Consider the following 19,308-nt stretch of genomic DNA (forward strand, 5'->3'; position numbering starts at 1 on the left):
GGAGAGACATGTATAAAGTAGTAGAAGTACCTAATGACATTTTGCGCGTAACGTGCGAACCAGTGACAAAGTTTGATAAAAAATTGCGTCAGACTGTCGACCGATTGTTTGATACGATGTATGAGTATGACGGAGTTGGTGTCGCGGCACCGCAAGTCAATTTGAACCAGCGGCTCGCGGTCGTCCATACCGATGATGAGACGGGACCGCTCGTCTTGATCAACCCGGAAATCATTGAAACATCCGGTCGAGAAGTTGGACTAGAGGGATGTTTGAGCATCCCAGGCGAATTCGGATTCGTGGAACGACACGAGTCGATCGTCGTCAAGAATCAAGATTTGAAAGGGCGGACACATACGATTCAAGCGAGCGGCTTTTTCGCTCGTGCGATTCAACATGAGATGGATCATTTGGATGGCGTCTTGTTCACAGACAAGCTCGCCGTCCCGAACCCTGGAAAAGACAAACGCATCGTCTTCATGGGGACGCCGACGTTCGCCGTATCGGTACTTGAGCGACTGCTTGAAGAAGGATACAATGTCGTAGGTGTCGTATCGCAACCGGATAAACCGGTCGGGCGAAAACGTGAACTTAAGCCGACTCCAGTAAAAGAGTGTGCGCTTCGTCACGGTATTCCCGTGTTGCAGCCTGAAAAAGTGCGCACAGACTATGCAGAAATTTTAGAGCTGAAGCCTGATTTGATTGTGACGGCGGCGTACGGACAAATCGTGCCGACCGCCCTTCTAGAAGCCCCACCTCACGGAGCCATCAACGTACATGCCTCCCTCCTTCCGAAATATCGCGGAGGTGCCCCGATTCATCAAGCCATTCTTGATGGGGAGTCGGAGACTGGTGTGACGATCATGTACATGGTCGACAAGTTAGATGCAGGGGACATGATTGCCAATACCATCGTACCTATCGAAGAGACGGATACAGTCGGGTCTTTATTTGATAAACTGGCTGTAGCAGGAAGCGATCTTCTCATCCGTACGCTTCCGGCCTTCTTGGAAGGGTGGATTGAGGCGGTGCCTCAAGACGAGCGAGACGTGACGTTTGCTCCGAACATCAGCCGTGAGCGTGAACAGATTGATTGGACGAAGCATGGCGAGTCCATCTACAACCATATTCGAGGAATGAATCCATTCCCGACGGCCTATTCAACGCTTGAAGGCGAACGAGTGAAATTGTTCATGGGAGAAAAAACGACAGGAACGGGACAGTCGGGAGAAGTCATTCGTCTGGAAGAAGACGGATTTGTCGTGGCGACAGGGAACGACGTCGCAATCAAAGTGACCGATTTGCAACCCGCAGGTAAGAAACGGATGGATGGTGCAACCTTCATGCGTGGCGCCGGACAAAAGCTACGGATTGGCGACCGATTAGGAGGAACTCATGAACGTACGTGAAGCAGCGCTTGATACGCTGATGAAAATTGAACAGGGCGGCGCGTATTCGACGATTGCCGTCAATGATACATTGAAACAAAAAAAAGTTGCCCCAAAAGATGTCGGTCTCTATACCGAACTCGTATATGGGACGCTCAGTCGCAAAGGGACGCTCGATTATATTTTGAAAGACCGTATCCGTTCGCCGAAGAAGCTAGATAAGTTTGTCCTCCCGCTTCTTCGGATGAGCGTTTATCAACTCTTCTATCTTGATAAAGTACCCGACCGGGCCGTCCTACACGAGGCGGTCGAAATCGCGAAGAAACGAGGTCATCACCTCGGAACGAGCAAATTCGTAAACGGGGTGTTACGAAATGTGCTTCGGGAAGGGTTTCCGGACTTTAGTGGCTTGACCGATGCAGAACGAATCGCCATCGAGCACAGTCATCCGGAATGGCTCGTATCAGATTGGATTGAGTTATATGGTGTGGAAACGGCAGAAGCGATTTGCCGATTAAACAATGAACCTGCTCCTGTTACGATTCGGGTCAACCGAAAGCGTATTTCAGTGGATGAGATGATGAACCGGTTGGCTGACGCTGGCGTCATGACGTCACGTTCTGAACTATCTGCTGATGGACTTGTCGTAGAGTCTGGTAATGTCCATGCGACCCCGTTTATCGAGGAAGGTCTTCTATCGATTCAAGATGAGAGCTCCATGATTGTCGCGGATGCACTCAACGTGTCGAAAGACGATGTCATCCTAGACGCATGTGCCGCGCCAGGCGGCAAGGCGATGCATACGGCAGAGCGAATGCAAGGTGGATCGCTCACCGCGCTTGACCTTCATCCACATAAAGCAAAATTGATTGATCAACAAGCCAAACGTCTACACATCAATGGAGTGACCGCACTTGCCCTTGATGCTCGTTTAGCAGGTGAACGGTTTGAAGAAGAAAGCTTTGACCGGATTCTTTTAGATGTCCCTTGTTCGGGCCTTGGCGTCATTCGTCGAAAGCCGGATATTAAATGGACGAAGGACAAAGCTCAACTCGAAAACTTACCAAAGATACAAAGACAAATCATTGATGCCGTATTGCCACTGCTCAAACCAGGTGGTACGCTAGTTTACTCGACATGTACAATCGACCCGTCTGAAAATGAGACGCAGGCTGACTATATTCTGTCGAAAGGGTTGATGTGGGACGAAACGCTCAAAGGTCGTCTCCCACAATCTGTTCGTCCGATGATGGAATCGGACCGTGCTGAACTAAAATTATTACCGACGACATTCGGGACCGACGGCTTCTATATCGCCGCATTTAAGAAAGAGGTATAAAACATGAATCCAAAAGCAGTAGAAAAGAATCCACTCGTAGGCGCAAAACCGTCACTCTATTCGTTGACGTTTCCAGAACTTGAGGCATGGGTGATCGAGGCAGGAGAAAAGGCATTCCGTGCGAAACAATTATATGATTGGATGTACGTCAAACGGGTCACGACTTTTGATGATATGACCAACGTTCCGAAAGCGCTTCGAGACAAATTAGAGGCATCGTTCCAATTGACGACGTTAAAAGAATTGGTCAAGCAGGAATCCCAAGACGGCACAATCAAGTTCTTGTTTGAACTTCAGGACGGGTACTCAATTGAAACGGTACTCATGCGTCACGAATACGGAAACTCGATTTGTGTCACGACACAAGTCGGTTGCCGGATCGGATGTACGTTCTGTGCCTCGACACTCGGCGGCTTGAAACGAAACTTAGAAGCCGGGGAAATCACAGCTCAAGTGCTCGACGTACAACGTGCATTAGACGCGACAGAAGAGCGCGTCGACTCTATCGTCGTCATGGGAATCGGCGAACCGTTCGATAACTACGATGAGTTAATGCGTTTCTTACGTACTGTCAATCATGACAATGGACTCAACATCGGAGCACGACACATCACGGTATCGACGAGTGGGATTGTTCCGAAGATTTACAAGTTTGCCGATGAAGGTATGCGAATCAACTTCGCCATTTCACTTCACGCACCGACGACGGAATTGCGTACCAAGCTCATGCCGATCAACCGTGCCTTTGACTTGGACAAGTTGATGGATGCGGTCCGTTATTACACAGAGAAGAGCGGACGTCGCATCACGTTTGAATATGGACTCTTTGGTGGTGTCAACGATACGGAAGAATATGCCCATCTCTTGGCAGACCTGTTAAAAGGAATCAAATGTCACGTCAACTTGATTCCCGTCAACCATGTACTCGAACGTGACTATGTACGGACACCGCGAGCTCAAATCTTTGCCTTCGAAAAAGTGCTCAAAGACCGCAATGTGAACGTGACAATCCGTCGCGAGCAAGGGTCGGACATCGATGCCGCTTGTGGACAGCTTCGAGCGAAGGAGCGCGAACAAGAAACGAGGTAATCAGAAAGATGGAATTAGCATTTCGAACAGATCGTGGACAAGTACGCACACAAAATGAAGATGCAGTTTTAATCTTAGGTGATGCCATAACCGGGATTGCCCTGGTTGCAGACGGAATGGGTGGGCATGCAGCGGGAGAGGTTGCGAGTCAAATCGTGATTGAAGAGTTTAGACGGGCGTTCCCGTCTCTCCCGACAACCCCTGTCGAAATCGAACGATGGTTCCGCCACCACATCGATTTGGCGAACGATCAAGTGTTGCAATTTGCGAAGCAGTCCAATCTTGTCATGATGGGAACGACTGTGGCAGCTGTTTGTTGGAATGAAGAGACGGTGGTCATCGTCCATATCGGAGATAGTCGCGTCTATGCGCTCCAGGCGAATGAGTTAAGACGTCTTACGGAGGACCATTCTTACGTCAATGTGCTCAAACAACTCGGTGAATTGACGGAAGAAGAGATGCGGGTTCATCCGAAACGAAATGTCATCACCCGGGCAATCGGTTCAAGCGAACAAGTCGAACCTGACGTGCAAGTGCTCGCTGACCCTGAGTTTGATGTGATTTTAATTTGTACGGATGGATTGACGACACACATGACCGATGTGGCGATTCAACACGTATTACAACAAACGGCATCCGCCGAACAAAAAGCGGAGCAACTCATTGCAGAAGCCAATCAATTGGGAGGGAGCGACAATATCACGGTCGCCCTCGTTCAATTCACAGATAGAAAGAGAGGATGAATCCGATGCGAAGCGGAGAACGAATCAACGATCGTTATCGGATCGAACAACAAATCGGCAGCGGAGGCATGGCAAATGTCTACCGGGCTCATGACGAGATCTTAAACCGAACCGTCGCCATCAAGGTGTTGCGATCTGAATTCTCACATAACGAACAATTTATACGTCGGTTCGAGCGAGAAGCCCATGCGGCTACGAGTCTGAACCATCCAAACATCGTGGCGATCTATGACGTCGGCGATGAAGAAGATTTGTACTATATCGTCATGGAACACGTCGATGGGGTGACGTTAAAACAATACTTGCAAGAGGAATACATATCTGTCGATGAAGCGCTACGCATCATGGGACAGATTTGTGATGCGATTGACCATGCCCATGCGAATCGAATCATTCACCGTGATATCAAGCCGCAGAACATGATGATTGATCAGCACGGTAACGTGAAGGTGACTGATTTTGGGATTGCCGTGGCGATGTCGAATGCGACGTTGACGCATACGATGTCTGTGCTGGGCTCGGTCCATTATTTCTCACCTGAGCAAGCACGCGGTAAATTTGCTGATGAAAAGTCAGATATTTATTCGCTCGGTGCCGTACTGTACGAATTGTTGACAGGTCGTGTCCCGTTCATTGGCGAGACACCGGTCGCCGTTGCGCTTCAACATTTGCAAGATGACCCGATTCGACCGATGGACTTGAATCCGAATATTCCACAGGCACTCGAAAACTGCGTCATGCAAGCATTGTCGAAGTCACCAGGTGCCCGTCATGTTTCGGTCGCAGCCTTTAAGAAAGACTGCATGACGGCATTAAGCCGTGAACGCGCCAATGAGCCGAGACGTGTTCCGGCCAGTCAGGATGAGTTCGATCAAACGCTCGTCATGACACCGGTCATACCTGAAGAAAAACCAGAGACGCCAGTAACACCGACTTCGGTCACAGCGTCTAGCGAGCAAGAACCTGAAGCGGTGACTCCAGTCAAAAGGAAGAAACGCAAATGGTGGATTTGGATTTTACTCGTGTTGATCCTGATTGGAGGGAGCATTGCGGCATACGTGGTCGCCGATGAAATGTCACGAGCCGTCGTTCCGGATGTCGTTGGAATGAGTATCGGAGATGCCACGTCTGAACTTGAGAATGCCGATTTCGTCGTCGAAGTGACGGAGCGGGCGAGCGATGACGTCGAAGAAGGCGAGGTCATTTCGCAAAACCCACAAGAAGGGCGTAAACCAAAACGAGGCACGACGGTGACCATCGTCGTTTCAGCCGGGAAAGAAACCGTCGAAATGCCGAATGTGGAGGGATTGTCCCAAACAGCAGCTGAACGCATGTTAAAAGATCTGGCGTTCAGTGACCTTGAAATCAAAACAGAAGCTTCGGAAACAGTCGCTAGCGGAGATGTGATTTCGCAATCGCTCGACCCAGGCGAGGAGGTCGTTCCTTCAGAAGTGACGGTGACGCTCGTCGTGTCGACAGGAAGCAACAAAGTCGAACTGTCGAATCTCGCGGGATATACGTTTGACGAGGCATCGACTTATGCCGATCAAAACAAGTTAAAAATCGTGAGACGGGATGAGTTTTCGACAAGTGTTCCTAAAGGTCAAATCATCCGTCAACTTCCAACGGCGGGTACGGCAGTCGATCCGGGAACGGAACTTACGGTCATCGTATCGGAAGGGGTTGAACCGACGGACGTCTCCATCGAACGTGAAGTGAGCGTCGAAGTCGAGCAACCGGAAAAAGACAAGAAACCGAAAGCCGTGGAGGTCGTGATTCGTACGGTCGATGCGCGTGGTGAAATTGAAGTGTTACGGGATAAAATCACAGAGACGACAACATACTCGTATACGCTCGTCATTGCTCCGGACGAAGTCGGGACCGCAACGATTGAAGTCGATGGTGAGATCGTCCGAACGGATTCAGTCACATATGCACAGGCCAAAGAGGCACAATAAAGAGGTGACGGTGTCGTCACCTCTTTTTTAAGGGAGGTAGTCATATTGAAAGGAACGATTATTCGTTTACAAGGCGGGTTTTATGATGTGATGACCGAGTCGAATCAAGAGATTCGGTGTCGGGCGAGAGGGAATTTTCGGAAACGAAACATCTCACCCGTCGTCGGCGATGACGTTGTCATTCAAGATCAAGAAGATGGGACAGGCTATATTTTAGAGGTGGAGGAACGTCAAAACCATCTCGTCCGCCCACCAATCGCCAACATCGATCAGGCATTTCTACTTTTTTCTGTGAAAGAACCGGCGTTTTCTTATCATTTGCTTGACCGATTCCTCGTATTGATCGAATCCAAACAGATTCATCCAATCATCGTGTTAACGAAGATGGACCTACTCAGTGAAGAAGAGACCGGACCGATTCAAGAAGCGGTCGCCCGCTATCGTGCCATCGGATATGACGTGATTGAAACGTCGACGGAGCTTTCGGATGGGGTCGATCAAGTACGGGGACTCTTCAAAGAGAAGACGAGCGTGTTTGCCGGTCAAACAGGTGTCGGGAAGAGTTCGCTTTTAAACGCAGTCGCGCCTGAACTCGAATTGGCCACAGGGAAAATTTCCAAATCACTCGGTCGTGGGAAACATACGACGCGTCACGTCACGCTCATTCAATTGGCCGACGGGCTTGTGGCGGATACGCCAGGATTTTCTAGTCTCGAGTTTCCTCAAGAACTCGAGGCGGATGAACTAAGATGGTGCTTCCCAGAATTTGTGGAACGTCACGACGATTGCAAGTTCCGGGGATGCGTCCATATCAATGAACCGGGCTGTGCCATTAAACAAGCCGTAGAAGATGGCAAAATTGCTTCAACTCGTTATGAGAATTATGTTACCTTTATGGAGGAATTAAACGATCGTAAACGGAGGTATTGACAGATGATTAAAATCGCACCATCAATTTTAGCAGCCGACTTTGCCAATTTGGAGGCTGAAGTGAAAGCCGTTCAAGATGCGGGGGCGGATTATATCCATTTTGACGTGATGGATGGGCAGTTCGTGCCGAACATCTCGATTGGGCTACCAGTCCTCGCAAGCTTGCGCAAAAAATCAGACATGGTTCTCGATGTGCATTTGATGATTGATCAACCGGAACGCTATGTCGAAGATTTCGTCAAGGCGGGGGCAGACATTGTGACTGTTCACGTGGAAGCAACGAACCATTTACATCGAGTCTTGCAGCAAATCAAAGCGGCAGGGGCGAAATGTGGGGTCGTCTTGAACCCGCACACACCGCTCTCTACGATTGAACATATCCTTCAAGATGTCGATATGGTATTGCTCATGACCGTCAATCCAGGGTTTGGTGGACAAGCGTTCATTGAATCCGTCGTACCGAAAATCTCGGCGCTCAGTCAGCTTCGCAAAGACCGTCAGCTCGATTTTGAAATTGAGATTGATGGTGGTGTCAACGAAGAGACGGCGAAACGTTGCATTGATGCAGGGGCAGATGTCCTAGTTGCCGGTTCAGCCATTTACAATCAACCGGATTATAAAGCAGCCATCGATAGCATTCGTGGCGCATCTCGTGTATAATCGACGGTAGAACAACAAGATAGAGTCGCAAGGGGTGTCACATGATGTGGCTGAGAGGCATACGCTAACCCTTTGAACCTGTTCCGTTCACACGGACGTAGGGATGTGGCGAAAATGCACGTTGCGAATCCAAGCAGCATGGCGTTTACGTCATGCTGCTTTTTGTCGTTCACACAATAAAGGAGGAAGAAAGATGAAATCACGTTTTAAATTACAAGCACTCATCGAAATTTCATTGTTCGCAGCGCTTGGGCTAGTTTTTGATTTACTCATCCCATATCGTTTGCCACAAGGGGGATCAATCAGTCTGGCGATGCTCCCGATCTTTGTGATGGCGTTTCGTCACGGATTGAAAGGGGGACTTGCGACTGGTGCGCTCGTCGGGACGCTTCAACTCTTGTTCGGAGCCTATATCTTTACGCCAGTTCAGTTCTTGCTCGATTATACGGTTGCGTACGGACTTGTCGGCGTGGCCGGCGTCTTTGCCGGACGTGTGAAACAGGCCGCTGGTCAAGGCGCGACGAAGACGCTCGCTACCTATTTGGTGCTCGGCGCATTGATCGGGTCGGCGTTGCGTTATGCGGCTCACGTCATCTCAGGGATTGTCTTTTTCGCTGAGTATGCGGAGGGTCCGGTCGTGGCTTATTCACTTGGCTATAACGCAACTTATATGGTTCCGTCGTTTGTCATCTCAGCCATCGTATTAGTCTTACTCTTCACGACAGCTCCGCGATTCACGCGTGTCGCGACACGGGACATTCGTCAATGAACATCTTGATCGTCGCGGCGAGTCCGGAACCTATTCCGGACTTACCGCGTGATGCCGATTTTGTCATCGGTGTCGATGGCGGATATCAGAGATTATTAGATGAAGGGATTGATGTCGACGTCGTGGTCGGGGACTTTGATTCGTTTGTCGGAACACCTCCTGAGGAAGCGCTACGTTATCCATCTGAAAAGGATGTGACCGACCTCGAGATTGCGCTTCAGTTGGCAATCGATCAAGGGGCGACCCAGATGCACGTGTACGGGGCACTCGGTGGTCGAGTTGATATGACGTTCGCGAACGTCGGTCTACTCGAATCGTATCCGGGGATGGTTCTTCATGGGACGGGTCAAACGATTTTTCTCGCTCGGCCAGGAAGTTATGAGATTAAAAAACTAGATGAACATTACTTGTCTTTCATGCCTTGGAAAACCGCTACGATTTCAATTGATGGGGTCAAATATCCACTCGAGCGTCATCCGGTCCATAGCGCGCAAGCGTTGACCATTTCAAATGAATGGAGCGAAGAGCTTGCCTTGTTGACGGTTCATGAAGGAATGGCCCTCGTTATGCTCGTCAAAAAATAAGCAAAAAAAAAATCCCATCGGCGAATGCCGCTGGGATTTATTCGTTCGTGTATAAGTATTATACGCGTTCAACGAGACCTGATTTAAGTGCGCGAGCTGAAACCCAAACGCGTTTCGGTTTACCGTCAACGAGAATACGAACTTTTTGTACGTTTACACCCCAAGTACGTTTTGTCTTGTTGAGTGCGTGCGAACGGTTGTTACCTGATTTAGGTGATTTACCTGTTACGTAGCATTTACGTGCCATGCGTTTCCCCTCCTTTTTTATGTGGGTTCGTCCTAATAGACACTCGTTTATATTAGCACGGCTTTTTTCCCGATGCAACTAGAAAATCATACCATGACAAGAAAAAAACTTGACATTACTCTCAAGGATTTGAATAATGAATGAGGTTATCGCGTTAATTGACCGAGATTCTGGAGCAGGTTCTTTTAATAACTAGGTACTTATTGTAGAATGTACATTAGGAATCATTCCGAATAAAGGAGGCTACTCCATATGGCAATTGAAATGAAGACAACATATGGCAATATTGACATCACAAGTGACGTCATCGCGACACTCGCAGGTGGTGCGGCGATGGAATGCTTCGGTGTGGTCGGCATGGCTTCACAGGCACAATTGAAAGACGGCATTGCTGAATTGTTAAAACGTGAAAATTACGCGCGTGGTGTCGTCGTACGTCAAGAGGATGAGGACGTACATATCGACATGCACATCATTGTAAGCTACGGGACGAAAGTATCTGAAGTCGCATACAACGTGCAAAGCCGAGTGAAATATACGCTCGGAGAAACTTTAGGATTAAACGTTTCGTCGGTAAATATATTCGTTCAAGGCGTTCGTCTGACGAATGACTGACGAAAACGGAGGAGGATTTGGTGTGGGTTTAAATCGTTTAGATGGCGTGGCGCTCTCAAACATGATCGCAAACGGAGCGGCCAACTTGAGCCAAAACGCAGATTATGTAGATTCGCTTAACGTCTTCCCGGTTCCAGACGGAGACACGGGAACGAACATGAACTTGACGATGACGTCAGGTGCGAAAGAAGTAGCAGCCATGAACTCATCTGATATCGCAGAGGTATCATCAAAGTTCGCTCGTGGACTCCTGATGGGAGCACGTGGAAACTCAGGCGTTATTTTAAGCCAATTGTTCCGCGGCTTCGGGAAAGCCGTTGAAGGTAAGACGGAACTCACGACAGTTGATTTTGCAGAAGCGCTCAAACGCGGTGTCGACACGGCATACAAGGCGGTTATGAAACCGGTTGAAGGAACGATTTTAACGGTTGCTCGTGAAGCGGCTGATGAAGCGCTCCTTGCGTCTGAGTCGACAAGTGATTTCACAGAGTTCATGAAACGTGTCATCGTCGAAGCAAAAGCTTCGTTAGACCGTACACCGGACTTGTTACCGGTGTTAAAAGAAGTCGGGGTCGTCGACTCAGGTGGTCAAGGACTTCTCGTCATTTACGAAGGATTCCTTGCGAGTCTTGAAGGAAAAGAACTCGAAAAACCACATACTCCGGTGATGGATGCATTGATTGAAGCAGAACACCATGCGCATGCGGCGCAAGGATTCATGTCAACAGAAGATATCGAATTCGGTTACTGTACGGAAATCATGGTCCGTTTCCAAGAGGACAAGTTGAAAGATGCACCGTTCAACGAAGATGCATTCCGAAACGAGTTGTCTGAACTCGGGGACTCTCTTCTTGTCGTCGCGGACGAGGAGCTCTTGAAAGTCCACGTTCACGTCGAGACGCCAGGTGAGGTCATCACGAAAGGTCAGCGCTTCGGTGAACTTGTCGCAGTCAAAATTGAGAACATGCGTCAACAACACTCGACGATTCTTGAAGAAGAACACGGTGCCAACCAACACGGTGTTCAACAAGCGGAGAAGCCGAAAGCACCATTTGCCATCGTAACGGTCGCAATGGGTGAAGGCGTCAGCGAACTGTTCCGTTCACTCGGGGCGGCCCACGTCATCGAAGGTGGTCAGACGATGAACCCGTCGACGGAAGATATCGTCAAGGCGATTGAATCGGCACATGCGGAACACGTCTTCATCTTCCCGAACAACTCCAACATCATCATGGCGGCTGAACAAGCGGCGTCTGTCGCACCGTGCGGCGTGTCGGTCATTCCGACGAAGACCGTCCCACAAGGTCTTGCGGCAGCCATCGCATTCAATCCTGAAGCGGATGTCGAGATGAATGAACAAGCGATGAAAGCGGCAGCGGCGACAGTGAAGTCCGGTCAAGTGACGTACGCTGTTCGTGATACGAGCATCGATGGCGTTGAAATCAAAAAAGATGAGCACATGGCGATTGCTGAGAAGAAAATCGTTTCTTCGTCTCCATCGAGCTTAGAAGCGGCTAAACGATTAGTCGATGCGCTCATCGACGCAGACGACGAAATCGTCACGATCTTAACAGGAGAAGGCTCTTCTGCATCGGACGTAGAAGCGTTGACGTCATATATCGAATCGGTGAACGACGAGATTGAAATTGAAGTTCACGACGGTAAACAACCGCTTTACTCTTATATTTTTAGTGTGGAATAAGCTGTTTCGAATCCCTACCTTCTGTATAATGAAGGTAGGGATTTTTGAAAGGGGGAAAAATTGATGAAATATCGTAGTGTGTTTGACATTATTGGCCCGGTCATGGTCGGACCGTCGAGTTCGCATACAGCAGGTGCTGCCCGCATCGGCTTGATGGCTGGTAAATTGTTCGGGAGAACGCCGCGTACAGCGCACATCACATTTTATGGGTCGTTTGCTGACACGTATCGGGGACACGGTACGGATGTGGCCATCGTCGGTGGAATCATGGGATTCGATACATTCGATCTGAGAATCCCACAAGCGTTAGACATCGCCCGTGAAAAAGGGATCGAGGTCATTTTTGAGACGAGTGATCTGTTGACGGATCACCCGAATACGGCCCGGGTCTTACTCGAAGATGAATTGGGCACATTTGAGATTGTCGGGATCTCAATCGGCGGGGGAACGATTGAAATTACCGAACTGAACGGATTCCCGTTGAAACTGACAGGTGGGGGGCCTGCACTCGTCGTCTTGCACCATGATCGATTCGGGGCCATCGCGGCTGTGACCGGTGTGTTGGCGAATCACCAATTAAACATTGGTCATATGGAAGTGAGCCGCCATGAAAAAGGGATGCAGGCGTTGATGGCGATTGAGATTGATGAGACCATTCCTGCGGAAGTGTTAGCAGAGCTGGAACGGTTACCGCAAATCGAACGGATAGCTATTTTTGGGGAATGAGGAGAATGTGTGATGTTTAAATCAGTAGAGGAATTAGTGACGATTGCAACAGAACGGAATATCCCGATTTCTGAAGTGATGATTGAGCAAGAGATGCACGTCAGACGCGCCAGTCGCGAGGACATTATCGGGATGATGGACCGAAATCTTGAGGTGATGGAAGAAGCGGTCGAACGTGCACTCCAAGGTGTCACGTCGGTTACGGGATTGACGGGTAATGATGCCGTACTCATGCAAGAGTATATTCGTTCGGGCAAGTCGCTCGCTGGGGATCTCATTTTAGATGCGGTGTCGAAAGCGATCGGGACGAACGAAGTGAACGCGGCGATGGGACGAATCTGTGCGACACCGACAGCGGGGAGCGCGGGCGTCGTACCGGGAACATTGTTTGCGGTAAAAGATCGCCTTGAAATGGACCGCGACGCGATGATCCGTTACTTGTTCACGTCAGGTGCGTTCGGATTCGTCGTGGCGAACAACGCCTCGATTTCAGGGGCGGCTGGTGGATGTCAGGCCGAGGTCGGGTCGGCGACGGGCATGGCAGCCGCGGCCATCGTTGAAGCAGCTGGCGGGACACCGGACCAGTCGGCTACGGCATTTGCGATCGCCCTAAAAAATATGCTCGGTCTCGTTTGTGATCCTGTGGCGGGGCTGGTGGAAGTTCCATGCGTCAAGCGAAACGCCATGGGCGGTGCCAACGCTATTGTCGCAGCAGATATGGCGCTCGCGGGGATTACCTCACGTATTCCTTGTGACGAGGTCATCTCGGCGATGCATGAAGTGGGCCAAATGATGCCGACGGCCTTAAAAGAAACCGCTAAAGGTGGACTTGCCAATACACCGACGGCTCGTCGCCTCGAACGAAATATATTTGGAGCGAAAGAAGATGCAAAACAATGATCAACTGACGACGCTGAAAGGGGTCGGGCCAGAGATGGCCAAAAAGTTAGAAGTGATGGGACTTGTTCGAATCGAGGACGTGCTTGAGCACGTCCCGTTTCGTTATGAGAATTATAATAGTGGGACGGTGACGACGGCTGTGCACGGCGACCTCGTCAAATGGAGCGGGACAGTCCAAGGCGAACCGCTCGTTCGTTACTATAGTAAAGGGAAAAATCGTCTCCAGTTCCGGTTGTTACTCGAAGACCGATACGCCGTCCAAGTGACGATGTTCAACCGTGCCTTCTATAAAGAAAAATTGGTGATTGGGGAGACGGTGACGGTCAAAGGGAAATGGGACATGAACCGGATGACGATCAGCGCGACCGACCTTGAATTTGGTGCCCCGTCAGGCGGACTGCAACCGATTTATTCATTGCGTGCCGGACTGACACAAAAGAATTTCAGTAGAATCGTTAAACTCGCTTTTGAGCAGGTGAACGATCTGCCCGAACAGGTCCCGCATACTATTCGCGACCGATATCGATTAGTTGACCGGATGACGATGCTTCGTGGGATGCATTTCCCGGATACGGTTGAGACCTATAAACTGGCGAGACGAAGCTATGTCTATGAAGAGTGTCTCATGTATCAGTTAAAATTACAGGCGTTTCGTAAAATGGAGCGGTCAGGAAACGGTCGGGCCCTTCACCTCGATAAGCATCAATTGAATGAATTCGTCAAACGGCTCGCATTCCCGTTAACAGGAGCCCAGACACGGGTCATCCGTGAAATCGTATCTGACCTTGAAAAACCAGAACGGATGAACCGATTGTTACAAGGGGATGTCGGGAGCGGGAAGACCGTCGTTGCCGCGATTGCCTTGTATGCGACTGTAACGGCAGGGTATCAAGGGGCTTTGATGGTGCCAACAGAAATCCTTGCCGAACAACATGCGACATCGTTACAGGAATTATTTGAACCGTTTGGCATCACGATTGCCCTCCTGACGAGCTCAGTGAAAGGGAAGGCGCGCGAAGCGCTTCTGACGGCAATTCGATCTGGTAACGTCGACATCATCGTCGGGACGCACGCGCTCATCCAAGGACCGGTCGAATTTTCGAATCTACATTTGGCGATCACGGACGAACAGCACCGGTTTGGTGTCGAACAGCGGAAGAAGCTACGAGACAAGGCCGAATTCGCCGACGTATTATATATGACCGCGACGCCGATTCCGAGGACGCTTGCCATCAGTGCGTTCGGAGAGATGGATGTCTCCACGATTGATGAGATGCCAAAAGGACGAAAGCCGATTGAAACGTATTGGGCGAAACATGATCAAATCGATCGTGTGCATGCAATGGTCGATCGGGAACTCGCACTCGGCCGTCAAGCGTATGTGATTGCACCTCTCATCGAGGAGTCGGATACATTAGAAGTGGAGAGTGCGACGGCACTGTATGAGCTATTGAAAGAACGCTTCTCGAACTATGGCGTTGGCCTGATGCATGGAAAGCTATCGAGTACAGAAAAAGACGAGATTATGAAATCATTCGCCGATAATGCGACACAGATTCTCGTCTCCACAACAGTCGTCGAGGTAGGGGTGAACGTCCCGAACGCCTCTCTAATTATCATTCATGATGCCGAACGTTTCGGTCTCGCGCAATTACACCAGTTGAGAGGGCGTGTCGGTCGTGGTGCGCATCAATCATTCTGCATCTTGGTAGGAGACCCGAAATCGGATGTCGGGAAAGTCCGTTTGAAGACGATGACGGAAACGAACGATGGCTTTGTATTGGCAGAAAAAGATTTAGAGTTGCGTGGGGCTGGTGATTTCTTTGGAACCGCACAGAGCGGTCTCCCGAGTTTCCGTGTCGCCGATCCCGTTCTCGATTTGAAAGTGATGGAAGTGGCCATGCAAGATGCCGTGAAACTTCTCGGAAGCGACACATTTTGGCATGACGCCCAGTATGAAGGGTTACGTGGGTATTTGAAACAACTCGACCTTCTCGTTGGGGAAAGGTTAGAATAGTACTTGAAAATGACGACTAAAGAATATATACTGCTATTAGTACCAGGTATTAAGTTCTTTAGCGATTAGTTTAGGAGGGAACTGAATGCGGGTACCTAAGAAAGAGCGGCAACGCTTGTTACAAGAAACGATTGAGCATAACCCGTTCATCAAAGACGAAGAACTGTCAAAGCAGTTTTCTGTCAGCATCCAAACAATTCGACTCGACCGGATGGAATTAAAAATTCCGGAAGTGCGGGAACGAATCAAACATGTGGCTTCCGAACATCTCGATGAAGTCAAATCGCTTTCAATGAGCGAGGTCATCGGTGATATGATTGACTTGAAGCTAGATGACTCTGCGATCTCAGTCCTCGATATAGAGAAAGAACACGTCTTTAGCCGCAACGAGATTGCCCGTGGACACGTCTTGTTCGCGCAAGCCAACTCGTTAGCGGTGGCGCTCATCAATGATGAATTGGCGTTGACCACTAAAGCGGATATTCGCTTTAGTCGCCAAGTCCATCTTGGAGAGCGAGTCGTTGCCAAGGCTCGTGTGATGAAACTAAGAGGGGACGGGAGAACGGACGTCACAGTTGAAAGTTATGTCGGTGAGGAGTGCGTCTTTGACGGCGACTTCACGATTTACCGACGTGGTGAGGAGGAGTAAGCATGAAGTTAGCGATTGATGCAATGGGTGGCGATCACGCACCGAAGGCGATTGTAGAAGGTGTGAAACGGTTCATCGCGCAATATCCGAATGAACCGATGGAACTCTTTTTAGTTGGTGATGAGGTAAAAATTGCCTCATACGGTCTTGATGACCCTCGAGTGACGGTTGTCCCAGCCAGTGAAATCATCACAGGTGAAGACGAACCGGTACGGGCGGTGCGCCGTAAAAAGGATAGCTCGCTCGTCGTGGCAGCTCAGCTTGTCAAAGAAGGAAAAGCGGATGCTCTCGTGTCTGCCGGGAATACCGGCGCATTGATGGCGGCGTCTCTTTTCATCATCGGGCGAATCCCAGGAATCGAGCGTCCGGCATTATCTCCGACGTTCCCTACATATACTGGTAGTGGTGTCGTCGTACTGGATGTCGGAGCGAATCCGGATGCAAAAGCTGAACACCTCGTGGATTATGCGATTATGGGTTCGCTGTATGCGGAACATGTCCGTGGCATCAAGACACCGCGTGTCGCTCTTCTCAATATCGGGACGGAAGCCGGTAAAGGAAATGCGCTGACAAAAGAAGCGTTCCCCCTCCTTGAACAGGCACCTGTCCATTTTGTTGGGAATGTCGAGGCGCGTGAAGCGATGTCAGGTGATGTGGATGTCATCGTGACCGAAGGATTTGCCGGAAACATCTTGTTAAAGGGTGTGGAGGGCTCCTCTTCGATGCTCATGAAGATGATGAAAGAACAATTCACGAGTGACCTTGTATCCAAACTCGCCGCTCTCATCTTAAAACCGAAATTGAGACGATTAAAAGAAACGTTGGATTATCGCGAACACGGGGGAGCCGGATTATTCGGGATCAATGCACCGGTCATCAAGGCGCATGGGTCGAGCGATGCACTCGCCATCATGAGTGCGTTGAAACAGGCGAAAATCATGGTAGATCACGATGTCGTTGAAAAAATCAAGCGTGCCAAAGCGATAGACTAAGCGAAAGCAGGTGAAGATATGGGGAAAGTAGCATGGGTGTTTCCAGGGCAAGGTTCCCAAGCCATTGGGATGGGACAAACCTTTTTAGATCATCCTGAAACGCTTCAAGCAATCGGACGTCGACTCGGATTTGACCTTCTTGAAGTCATGTCATCCGGGTCGAAGGAAGACCTACAAGAAACGGAAATTGCACAGCCGGCCATCGTGGCGCACGCTTCGCTCCTCGCGCAAGCCTATGCGAAGAGCGGTGCGGCACCAGATGTCGTCATCGGGCATAGTGTCGGTGAATATGCGGCGCTCGTCAGTGCGGGTGTCATCGATATTGAAGAAGCGACCGTTCTCGTCCGGGCGCGTGGACAGTTGATGTCTGAAGTGAAGGATGGAACGATGGCAGCAGTCGTCGGGATGACCGATCTTCAAGAAGCGCTTCATATCACTGAAAAAATCAGTGCGAGTGGGAATTTAGTTCAAATCGCCAACTTGAATTGTCCTGGTCAATTCGTGATTTCAGGGCATGTCGACGCGGTCGAACAAGCAAGCGTGGAATTGAAGGCTGCCGGTGCGAAGCGGGTATTGCCGTTAAACGTATCTGGAGCGTTCCATAGTTCCTACATGATGCCGGCAGCAACACGTTTCCAAGACGTTCTTGCCTCGTCGCCATTTAAAGCGGCTTCCATCGACTTGATTTCGAACGTGGACGCGGCGGTACATCGTGACCCTGAACAGTTGAAGGCGTTATTGACGAAACAACTGTATTCGTCTGTCCGTTTTGAAGAATGTGTGCGCAAGGCGATTGCAGACGGCGTAGACACGTTCATCGAGTTCGGCCCATCTTCACCGCTTTCAGGATTGATTAAACGAATCGACTCGAACGTTTCGATTCAAAAGGCGACCACGTTGGAAGAAGTCGCCTCGTTAGGAGGAGAAGTACGTGCATGATCAAGTGGCGATCGTGACAGGGGCGTCCCGGGGAATCGGGGCGGCCATCGCGAAACGTTTAGGGGAAGACGGCTTTCGGGTCGTCGTGAACTACTCGGGTAGTGAACAAAAGGCGAATGATGTCGTGGCCATGATCACGGATGCAGGCGGCGAAGCCATCGCCGTGAAAGCAGATGTATCCAATGCTGACGATGTCAAAGCGCTCGTCAAGACGACAGTCGATACGTTCGGACGCGTCGATTGTCTCGTCAACAATGCAGGGATCACGCGTGACGGGTTACTCATGCGAATGAAAGAAGCCGATTTCGAAGATGTGCTGTCGACGAACTTGAAAGGCGCCTTTCTGACATCGCAAGCCGTCACGAGACCTTTGCTCAAGTCGAAAGCAGGTCGAATTATCAACATCGCCTCGGTTGTCGGGATTACCGGCAATGCAGGACAAGCGAACTATGCGGCTGCAAAAGCAGGGTTGATCGGATTGACAAAATCAGTGGCGCGCGAACTCGCGGGACGTCACGTGACTGTCAATGCCGTCTGTCCAGGGTTCATTCAAACGGATATGACCGATGCCTTGACAGATGCGCAACGAGAGGCTACACTCGAGCAAATTCCGTTCAACCGTTTCGGACAGGTGGAGGATGTGGCGAACCTTGTCTCCTTCCTCGCTTCGGAACAAGCCGCTTATGTGACCGGACAGACGATTGCCGTCGATGGCGGCATGACGATGGCGTAAAAGAGAACTTTACCAACAGACTGACATTTAATATACTTACCTTTGGAGGGATTTTATCATGACAAAAGAACAAATTTTAGTAGACGTGCAAGAAGCAGTTGCTGAGAAACTCGGGAAAGACGTATCTGAGATCACAGCAGACAAATCGTTCAAGGATGACCTTGGTGCGGATTCACTTGAAGTAATGGAAATGGTGATGGACCTCGAAGACAAATTCGACATCACGATCGAAGACGAAGACGCTGAGAAGCTTGCGACTGTTGGCGACGTAGTGGCTTACATCGAAACAAAATTGTAATCAAGCCATCCCACCGCTCGGTTCCGGGCG

The 19,308-nt window shown here is 49.9% G+C and carries 20 protein-coding genes and 1 riboswitch; of the genes, 19 read left to right on the forward strand and 1 reads right to left on the reverse strand.

The window, feature by feature from the left end:
- The first annotated feature begins 8 nt into the window (after window positions 1-8).
- From fmt to Q9R25_RS02230, 9 genes are all read left to right on the forward strand, one after another.
- Window positions 9-1,409, forward strand: a complete 1,401-nt coding sequence (fmt, locus tag Q9R25_RS02190) for a methionyl-tRNA formyltransferase (RefSeq protein ID WP_159562071.1) — start codon at window positions 9-11, stop codon at window positions 1,407-1,409.
- Entirely contained in the window at window positions 1,396-2,727 is a 1,332-nt protein-coding gene (gene rsmB / locus Q9R25_RS02195; RefSeq protein ID WP_214691070.1) for a 16S rRNA (cytosine(967)-C(5))-methyltransferase RsmB, read from the forward strand. The genes fmt and rsmB overlap by 14 nt, the downstream gene beginning before the upstream one ends.
- Window positions 2,728-2,730: 3 nt before the next feature.
- Entirely contained in the window at window positions 2,731-3,816 is a 1,086-nt protein-coding gene (gene rlmN / locus Q9R25_RS02200) for a dual-specificity RNA methyltransferase RlmN (RefSeq protein WP_214691069.1), read from the forward strand.
- An 8-nt stretch (window positions 3,817-3,824) separates the two neighbouring features.
- Window positions 3,825-4,559, forward strand: coding sequence for a Stp1/IreP family PP2C-type Ser/Thr phosphatase (locus Q9R25_RS02205; RefSeq protein ID WP_074037291.1), 735 nt, complete (start codon window positions 3,825-3,827; stop codon window positions 4,557-4,559).
- 5 nt (window positions 4,560-4,564) lie between these two features.
- The gene (gene pknB, locus Q9R25_RS02210) at window positions 4,565-6,517 is read left to right on the forward strand and encodes a Stk1 family PASTA domain-containing Ser/Thr kinase (RefSeq protein WP_311282749.1); all 1,953 of its coding nucleotides are present in this window, start codon (window positions 4,565-4,567) and stop codon (window positions 6,515-6,517) included.
- 42 nt (window positions 6,518-6,559) lie between these two features.
- The gene (gene rsgA / locus Q9R25_RS02215; RefSeq protein ID WP_047795432.1) at window positions 6,560-7,447 is read left to right on the forward strand and encodes a ribosome small subunit-dependent GTPase A; all 888 of its coding nucleotides are present in this window, start codon (window positions 6,560-6,562) and stop codon (window positions 7,445-7,447) included.
- Between the two features lie 3 nt (window positions 7,448-7,450).
- On the forward strand, window positions 7,451-8,107 hold the full coding sequence (rpe, locus tag Q9R25_RS02220; protein ID WP_015881346.1) for a ribulose-phosphate 3-epimerase: 657 nt from the start codon (window positions 7,451-7,453) through the stop codon (window positions 8,105-8,107).
- Between the two features lie 20 nt (window positions 8,108-8,127).
- Window positions 8,128-8,228, forward strand: a riboswitch (TPP riboswitch).
- 72 nt (window positions 8,229-8,300) lie between these two features.
- Window positions 8,301-8,876 carry an energy-coupled thiamine transporter ThiT gene (gene thiT / locus Q9R25_RS02225; protein WP_031421608.1) on the forward strand — a complete coding sequence of 192 codons (576 nt, stop codon included), beginning with the start codon at window positions 8,301-8,303 and terminating at the stop codon, window positions 8,874-8,876.
- Window positions 8,873-9,460 carry a thiamine diphosphokinase gene (locus tag Q9R25_RS02230; RefSeq protein WP_196430526.1) on the forward strand — a complete coding sequence of 196 codons (588 nt, stop codon included), beginning with the start codon at window positions 8,873-8,875 and terminating at the stop codon, window positions 9,458-9,460. The genes thiT and Q9R25_RS02230 overlap by 4 nt, the downstream gene beginning before the upstream one ends.
- Window positions 9,461-9,518: 58 nt before the next feature.
- Here the strand turns inward: Q9R25_RS02230 and rpmB are convergent, their stop codons facing one another.
- On the reverse strand, window positions 9,519-9,707 hold the full coding sequence (gene rpmB, locus Q9R25_RS02235; RefSeq protein ID WP_015881349.1) for a 50S ribosomal protein L28: 189 nt from the start codon (window positions 9,705-9,707) through the stop codon (window positions 9,519-9,521).
- 252 nt (window positions 9,708-9,959) lie between these two features.
- Here rpmB and Q9R25_RS02240 point away from each other — a divergent pair, with 252 nt between their 5' ends.
- The 10 genes from Q9R25_RS02240 to acpP all read left to right on the forward strand — a co-directional run bounded on the left by Q9R25_RS02240 (window position 9,960) and on the right by acpP (window position 19,278).
- Entirely contained in the window at window positions 9,960-10,322 is a 363-nt protein-coding gene (locus Q9R25_RS02240; protein ID WP_015881350.1) for an Asp23/Gls24 family envelope stress response protein, read from the forward strand.
- Window positions 10,323-10,344: 22 nt separating this feature from the next.
- On the forward strand, window positions 10,345-12,024 hold the full coding sequence (locus tag Q9R25_RS02245) for a DAK2 domain-containing protein (RefSeq protein ID WP_201302241.1): 1,680 nt from the start codon (window positions 10,345-10,347) through the stop codon (window positions 12,022-12,024).
- Between the two features lie 63 nt (window positions 12,025-12,087).
- Window positions 12,088-12,750 (forward strand): L-serine ammonia-lyase, iron-sulfur-dependent subunit beta, encoded by a 663-nt coding sequence (gene sdaAB, locus Q9R25_RS02250; RefSeq protein ID WP_078146679.1) that lies wholly within the window; start codon window positions 12,088-12,090, stop codon window positions 12,748-12,750.
- A gap of 12 nt (window positions 12,751-12,762) precedes the next feature.
- Window positions 12,763-13,650, forward strand: coding sequence for an L-serine ammonia-lyase, iron-sulfur-dependent, subunit alpha (gene sdaAA / locus Q9R25_RS02255; RefSeq protein ID WP_074037281.1), 888 nt, complete (start codon window positions 12,763-12,765; stop codon window positions 13,648-13,650).
- Window positions 13,637-15,667 (forward strand): ATP-dependent DNA helicase RecG, encoded by a 2,031-nt coding sequence (gene recG / locus Q9R25_RS02260; RefSeq protein ID WP_214691064.1) that lies wholly within the window; start codon window positions 13,637-13,639, stop codon window positions 15,665-15,667. Before sdaAA ends, recG begins: the two co-directional genes overlap by 14 nt.
- A gap of 85 nt (window positions 15,668-15,752) precedes the next feature.
- The gene (gene fapR, locus Q9R25_RS02265) at window positions 15,753-16,316 is read left to right on the forward strand and encodes a transcription factor FapR (RefSeq protein ID WP_196430528.1); all 564 of its coding nucleotides are present in this window, start codon (window positions 15,753-15,755) and stop codon (window positions 16,314-16,316) included.
- Between the two features lie 2 nt (window positions 16,317-16,318).
- The gene (plsX, locus tag Q9R25_RS02270) at window positions 16,319-17,308 is read left to right on the forward strand and encodes a phosphate acyltransferase PlsX (RefSeq protein ID WP_074037278.1); all 990 of its coding nucleotides are present in this window, start codon (window positions 16,319-16,321) and stop codon (window positions 17,306-17,308) included.
- 18 nt (window positions 17,309-17,326) lie between these two features.
- Window positions 17,327-18,247, forward strand: coding sequence for an ACP S-malonyltransferase (gene fabD / locus Q9R25_RS02275; protein WP_214691063.1), 921 nt, complete (start codon window positions 17,327-17,329; stop codon window positions 18,245-18,247).
- Window positions 18,240-18,980 carry a 3-oxoacyl-[acyl-carrier-protein] reductase gene (gene fabG / locus Q9R25_RS02280; protein WP_074037275.1) on the forward strand — a complete coding sequence of 247 codons (741 nt, stop codon included), beginning with the start codon at window positions 18,240-18,242 and terminating at the stop codon, window positions 18,978-18,980. The genes fabD and fabG overlap by 8 nt, the downstream gene beginning before the upstream one ends.
- Before the next feature lie 58 nt (window positions 18,981-19,038).
- Window positions 19,039-19,278 (forward strand): acyl carrier protein, encoded by a 240-nt coding sequence (acpP, locus tag Q9R25_RS02285; RefSeq protein WP_074037274.1) that lies wholly within the window; start codon window positions 19,039-19,041, stop codon window positions 19,276-19,278.
- Window positions 19,279-19,308 lie beyond the last annotated feature (30 nt).

It is taken from the genome of Exiguobacterium sp. BG5(2022), from assembly GCF_031844365.1.
Taxonomy (GTDB): domain Bacteria; phylum Bacillota; class Bacilli; order Exiguobacteriales; family Exiguobacteriaceae; genus Exiguobacterium; species Exiguobacterium profundum.

Excerpts from the sequence above, each read along its gene's own strand:
- rlmN (WP_214691069.1), top strand. The coding sequence starts at position 2,731 with ATGAATCCAAAAGCAGTAGAAAAGAATCCACTCGTAGGCGCAAAACCG.
- recG (WP_214691064.1), top strand. The coding sequence starts at position 13,637 with ATGCAAAACAATGATCAACTGACGACGCTGAAAGGGGTCGGGCCAGAG.
- Q9R25_RS02240 (WP_015881350.1), top strand. The coding sequence starts at position 9,960 with ATGGCAATTGAAATGAAGACAACATATGGCAATATTGACATCACAAGT.
- rpe (WP_015881346.1), top strand. The coding sequence starts at position 7,451 with ATGATTAAAATCGCACCATCAATTTTAGCAGCCGACTTTGCCAATTTG.
- pknB (WP_311282749.1), top strand. The coding sequence starts at position 4,565 with ATGCGAAGCGGAGAACGAATCAACGATCGTTATCGGATCGAACAACAA.
- sdaAA (WP_074037281.1), top strand. The coding sequence starts at position 12,763 with ATGTTTAAATCAGTAGAGGAATTAGTGACGATTGCAACAGAACGGAAT.
- rpmB (WP_015881349.1), bottom strand. The coding sequence starts at position 9,707 with ATGGCACGTAAATGCTACGTAACAGGTAAATCACCTAAATCAGGTAAC.
- fmt (WP_159562071.1), top strand. The coding sequence starts at position 9 with ATGTATAAAGTAGTAGAAGTACCTAATGACATTTTGCGCGTAACGTGC.
- acpP (WP_074037274.1), top strand. The coding sequence starts at position 19,039 with ATGACAAAAGAACAAATTTTAGTAGACGTGCAAGAAGCAGTTGCTGAG.
- Q9R25_RS02230 (WP_196430526.1), top strand. The coding sequence starts at position 8,873 with ATGAACATCTTGATCGTCGCGGCGAGTCCGGAACCTATTCCGGACTTA.
- plsX (WP_074037278.1), top strand. The coding sequence starts at position 16,319 with ATGAAGTTAGCGATTGATGCAATGGGTGGCGATCACGCACCGAAGGCG.
- sdaAB (WP_078146679.1), top strand. The coding sequence starts at position 12,088 with ATGAAATATCGTAGTGTGTTTGACATTATTGGCCCGGTCATGGTCGGA.
- fapR (WP_196430528.1), top strand. The coding sequence starts at position 15,753 with ATGCGGGTACCTAAGAAAGAGCGGCAACGCTTGTTACAAGAAACGATT.
- Q9R25_RS02205 (WP_074037291.1), top strand. The coding sequence starts at position 3,825 with ATGGAATTAGCATTTCGAACAGATCGTGGACAAGTACGCACACAAAAT.
- fabD (WP_214691063.1), top strand. The coding sequence starts at position 17,327 with ATGGGGAAAGTAGCATGGGTGTTTCCAGGGCAAGGTTCCCAAGCCATT.
- rsmB (WP_214691070.1), top strand. The coding sequence starts at position 1,396 with ATGAACGTACGTGAAGCAGCGCTTGATACGCTGATGAAAATTGAACAG.
- thiT (WP_031421608.1), top strand. The coding sequence starts at position 8,301 with ATGAAATCACGTTTTAAATTACAAGCACTCATCGAAATTTCATTGTTC.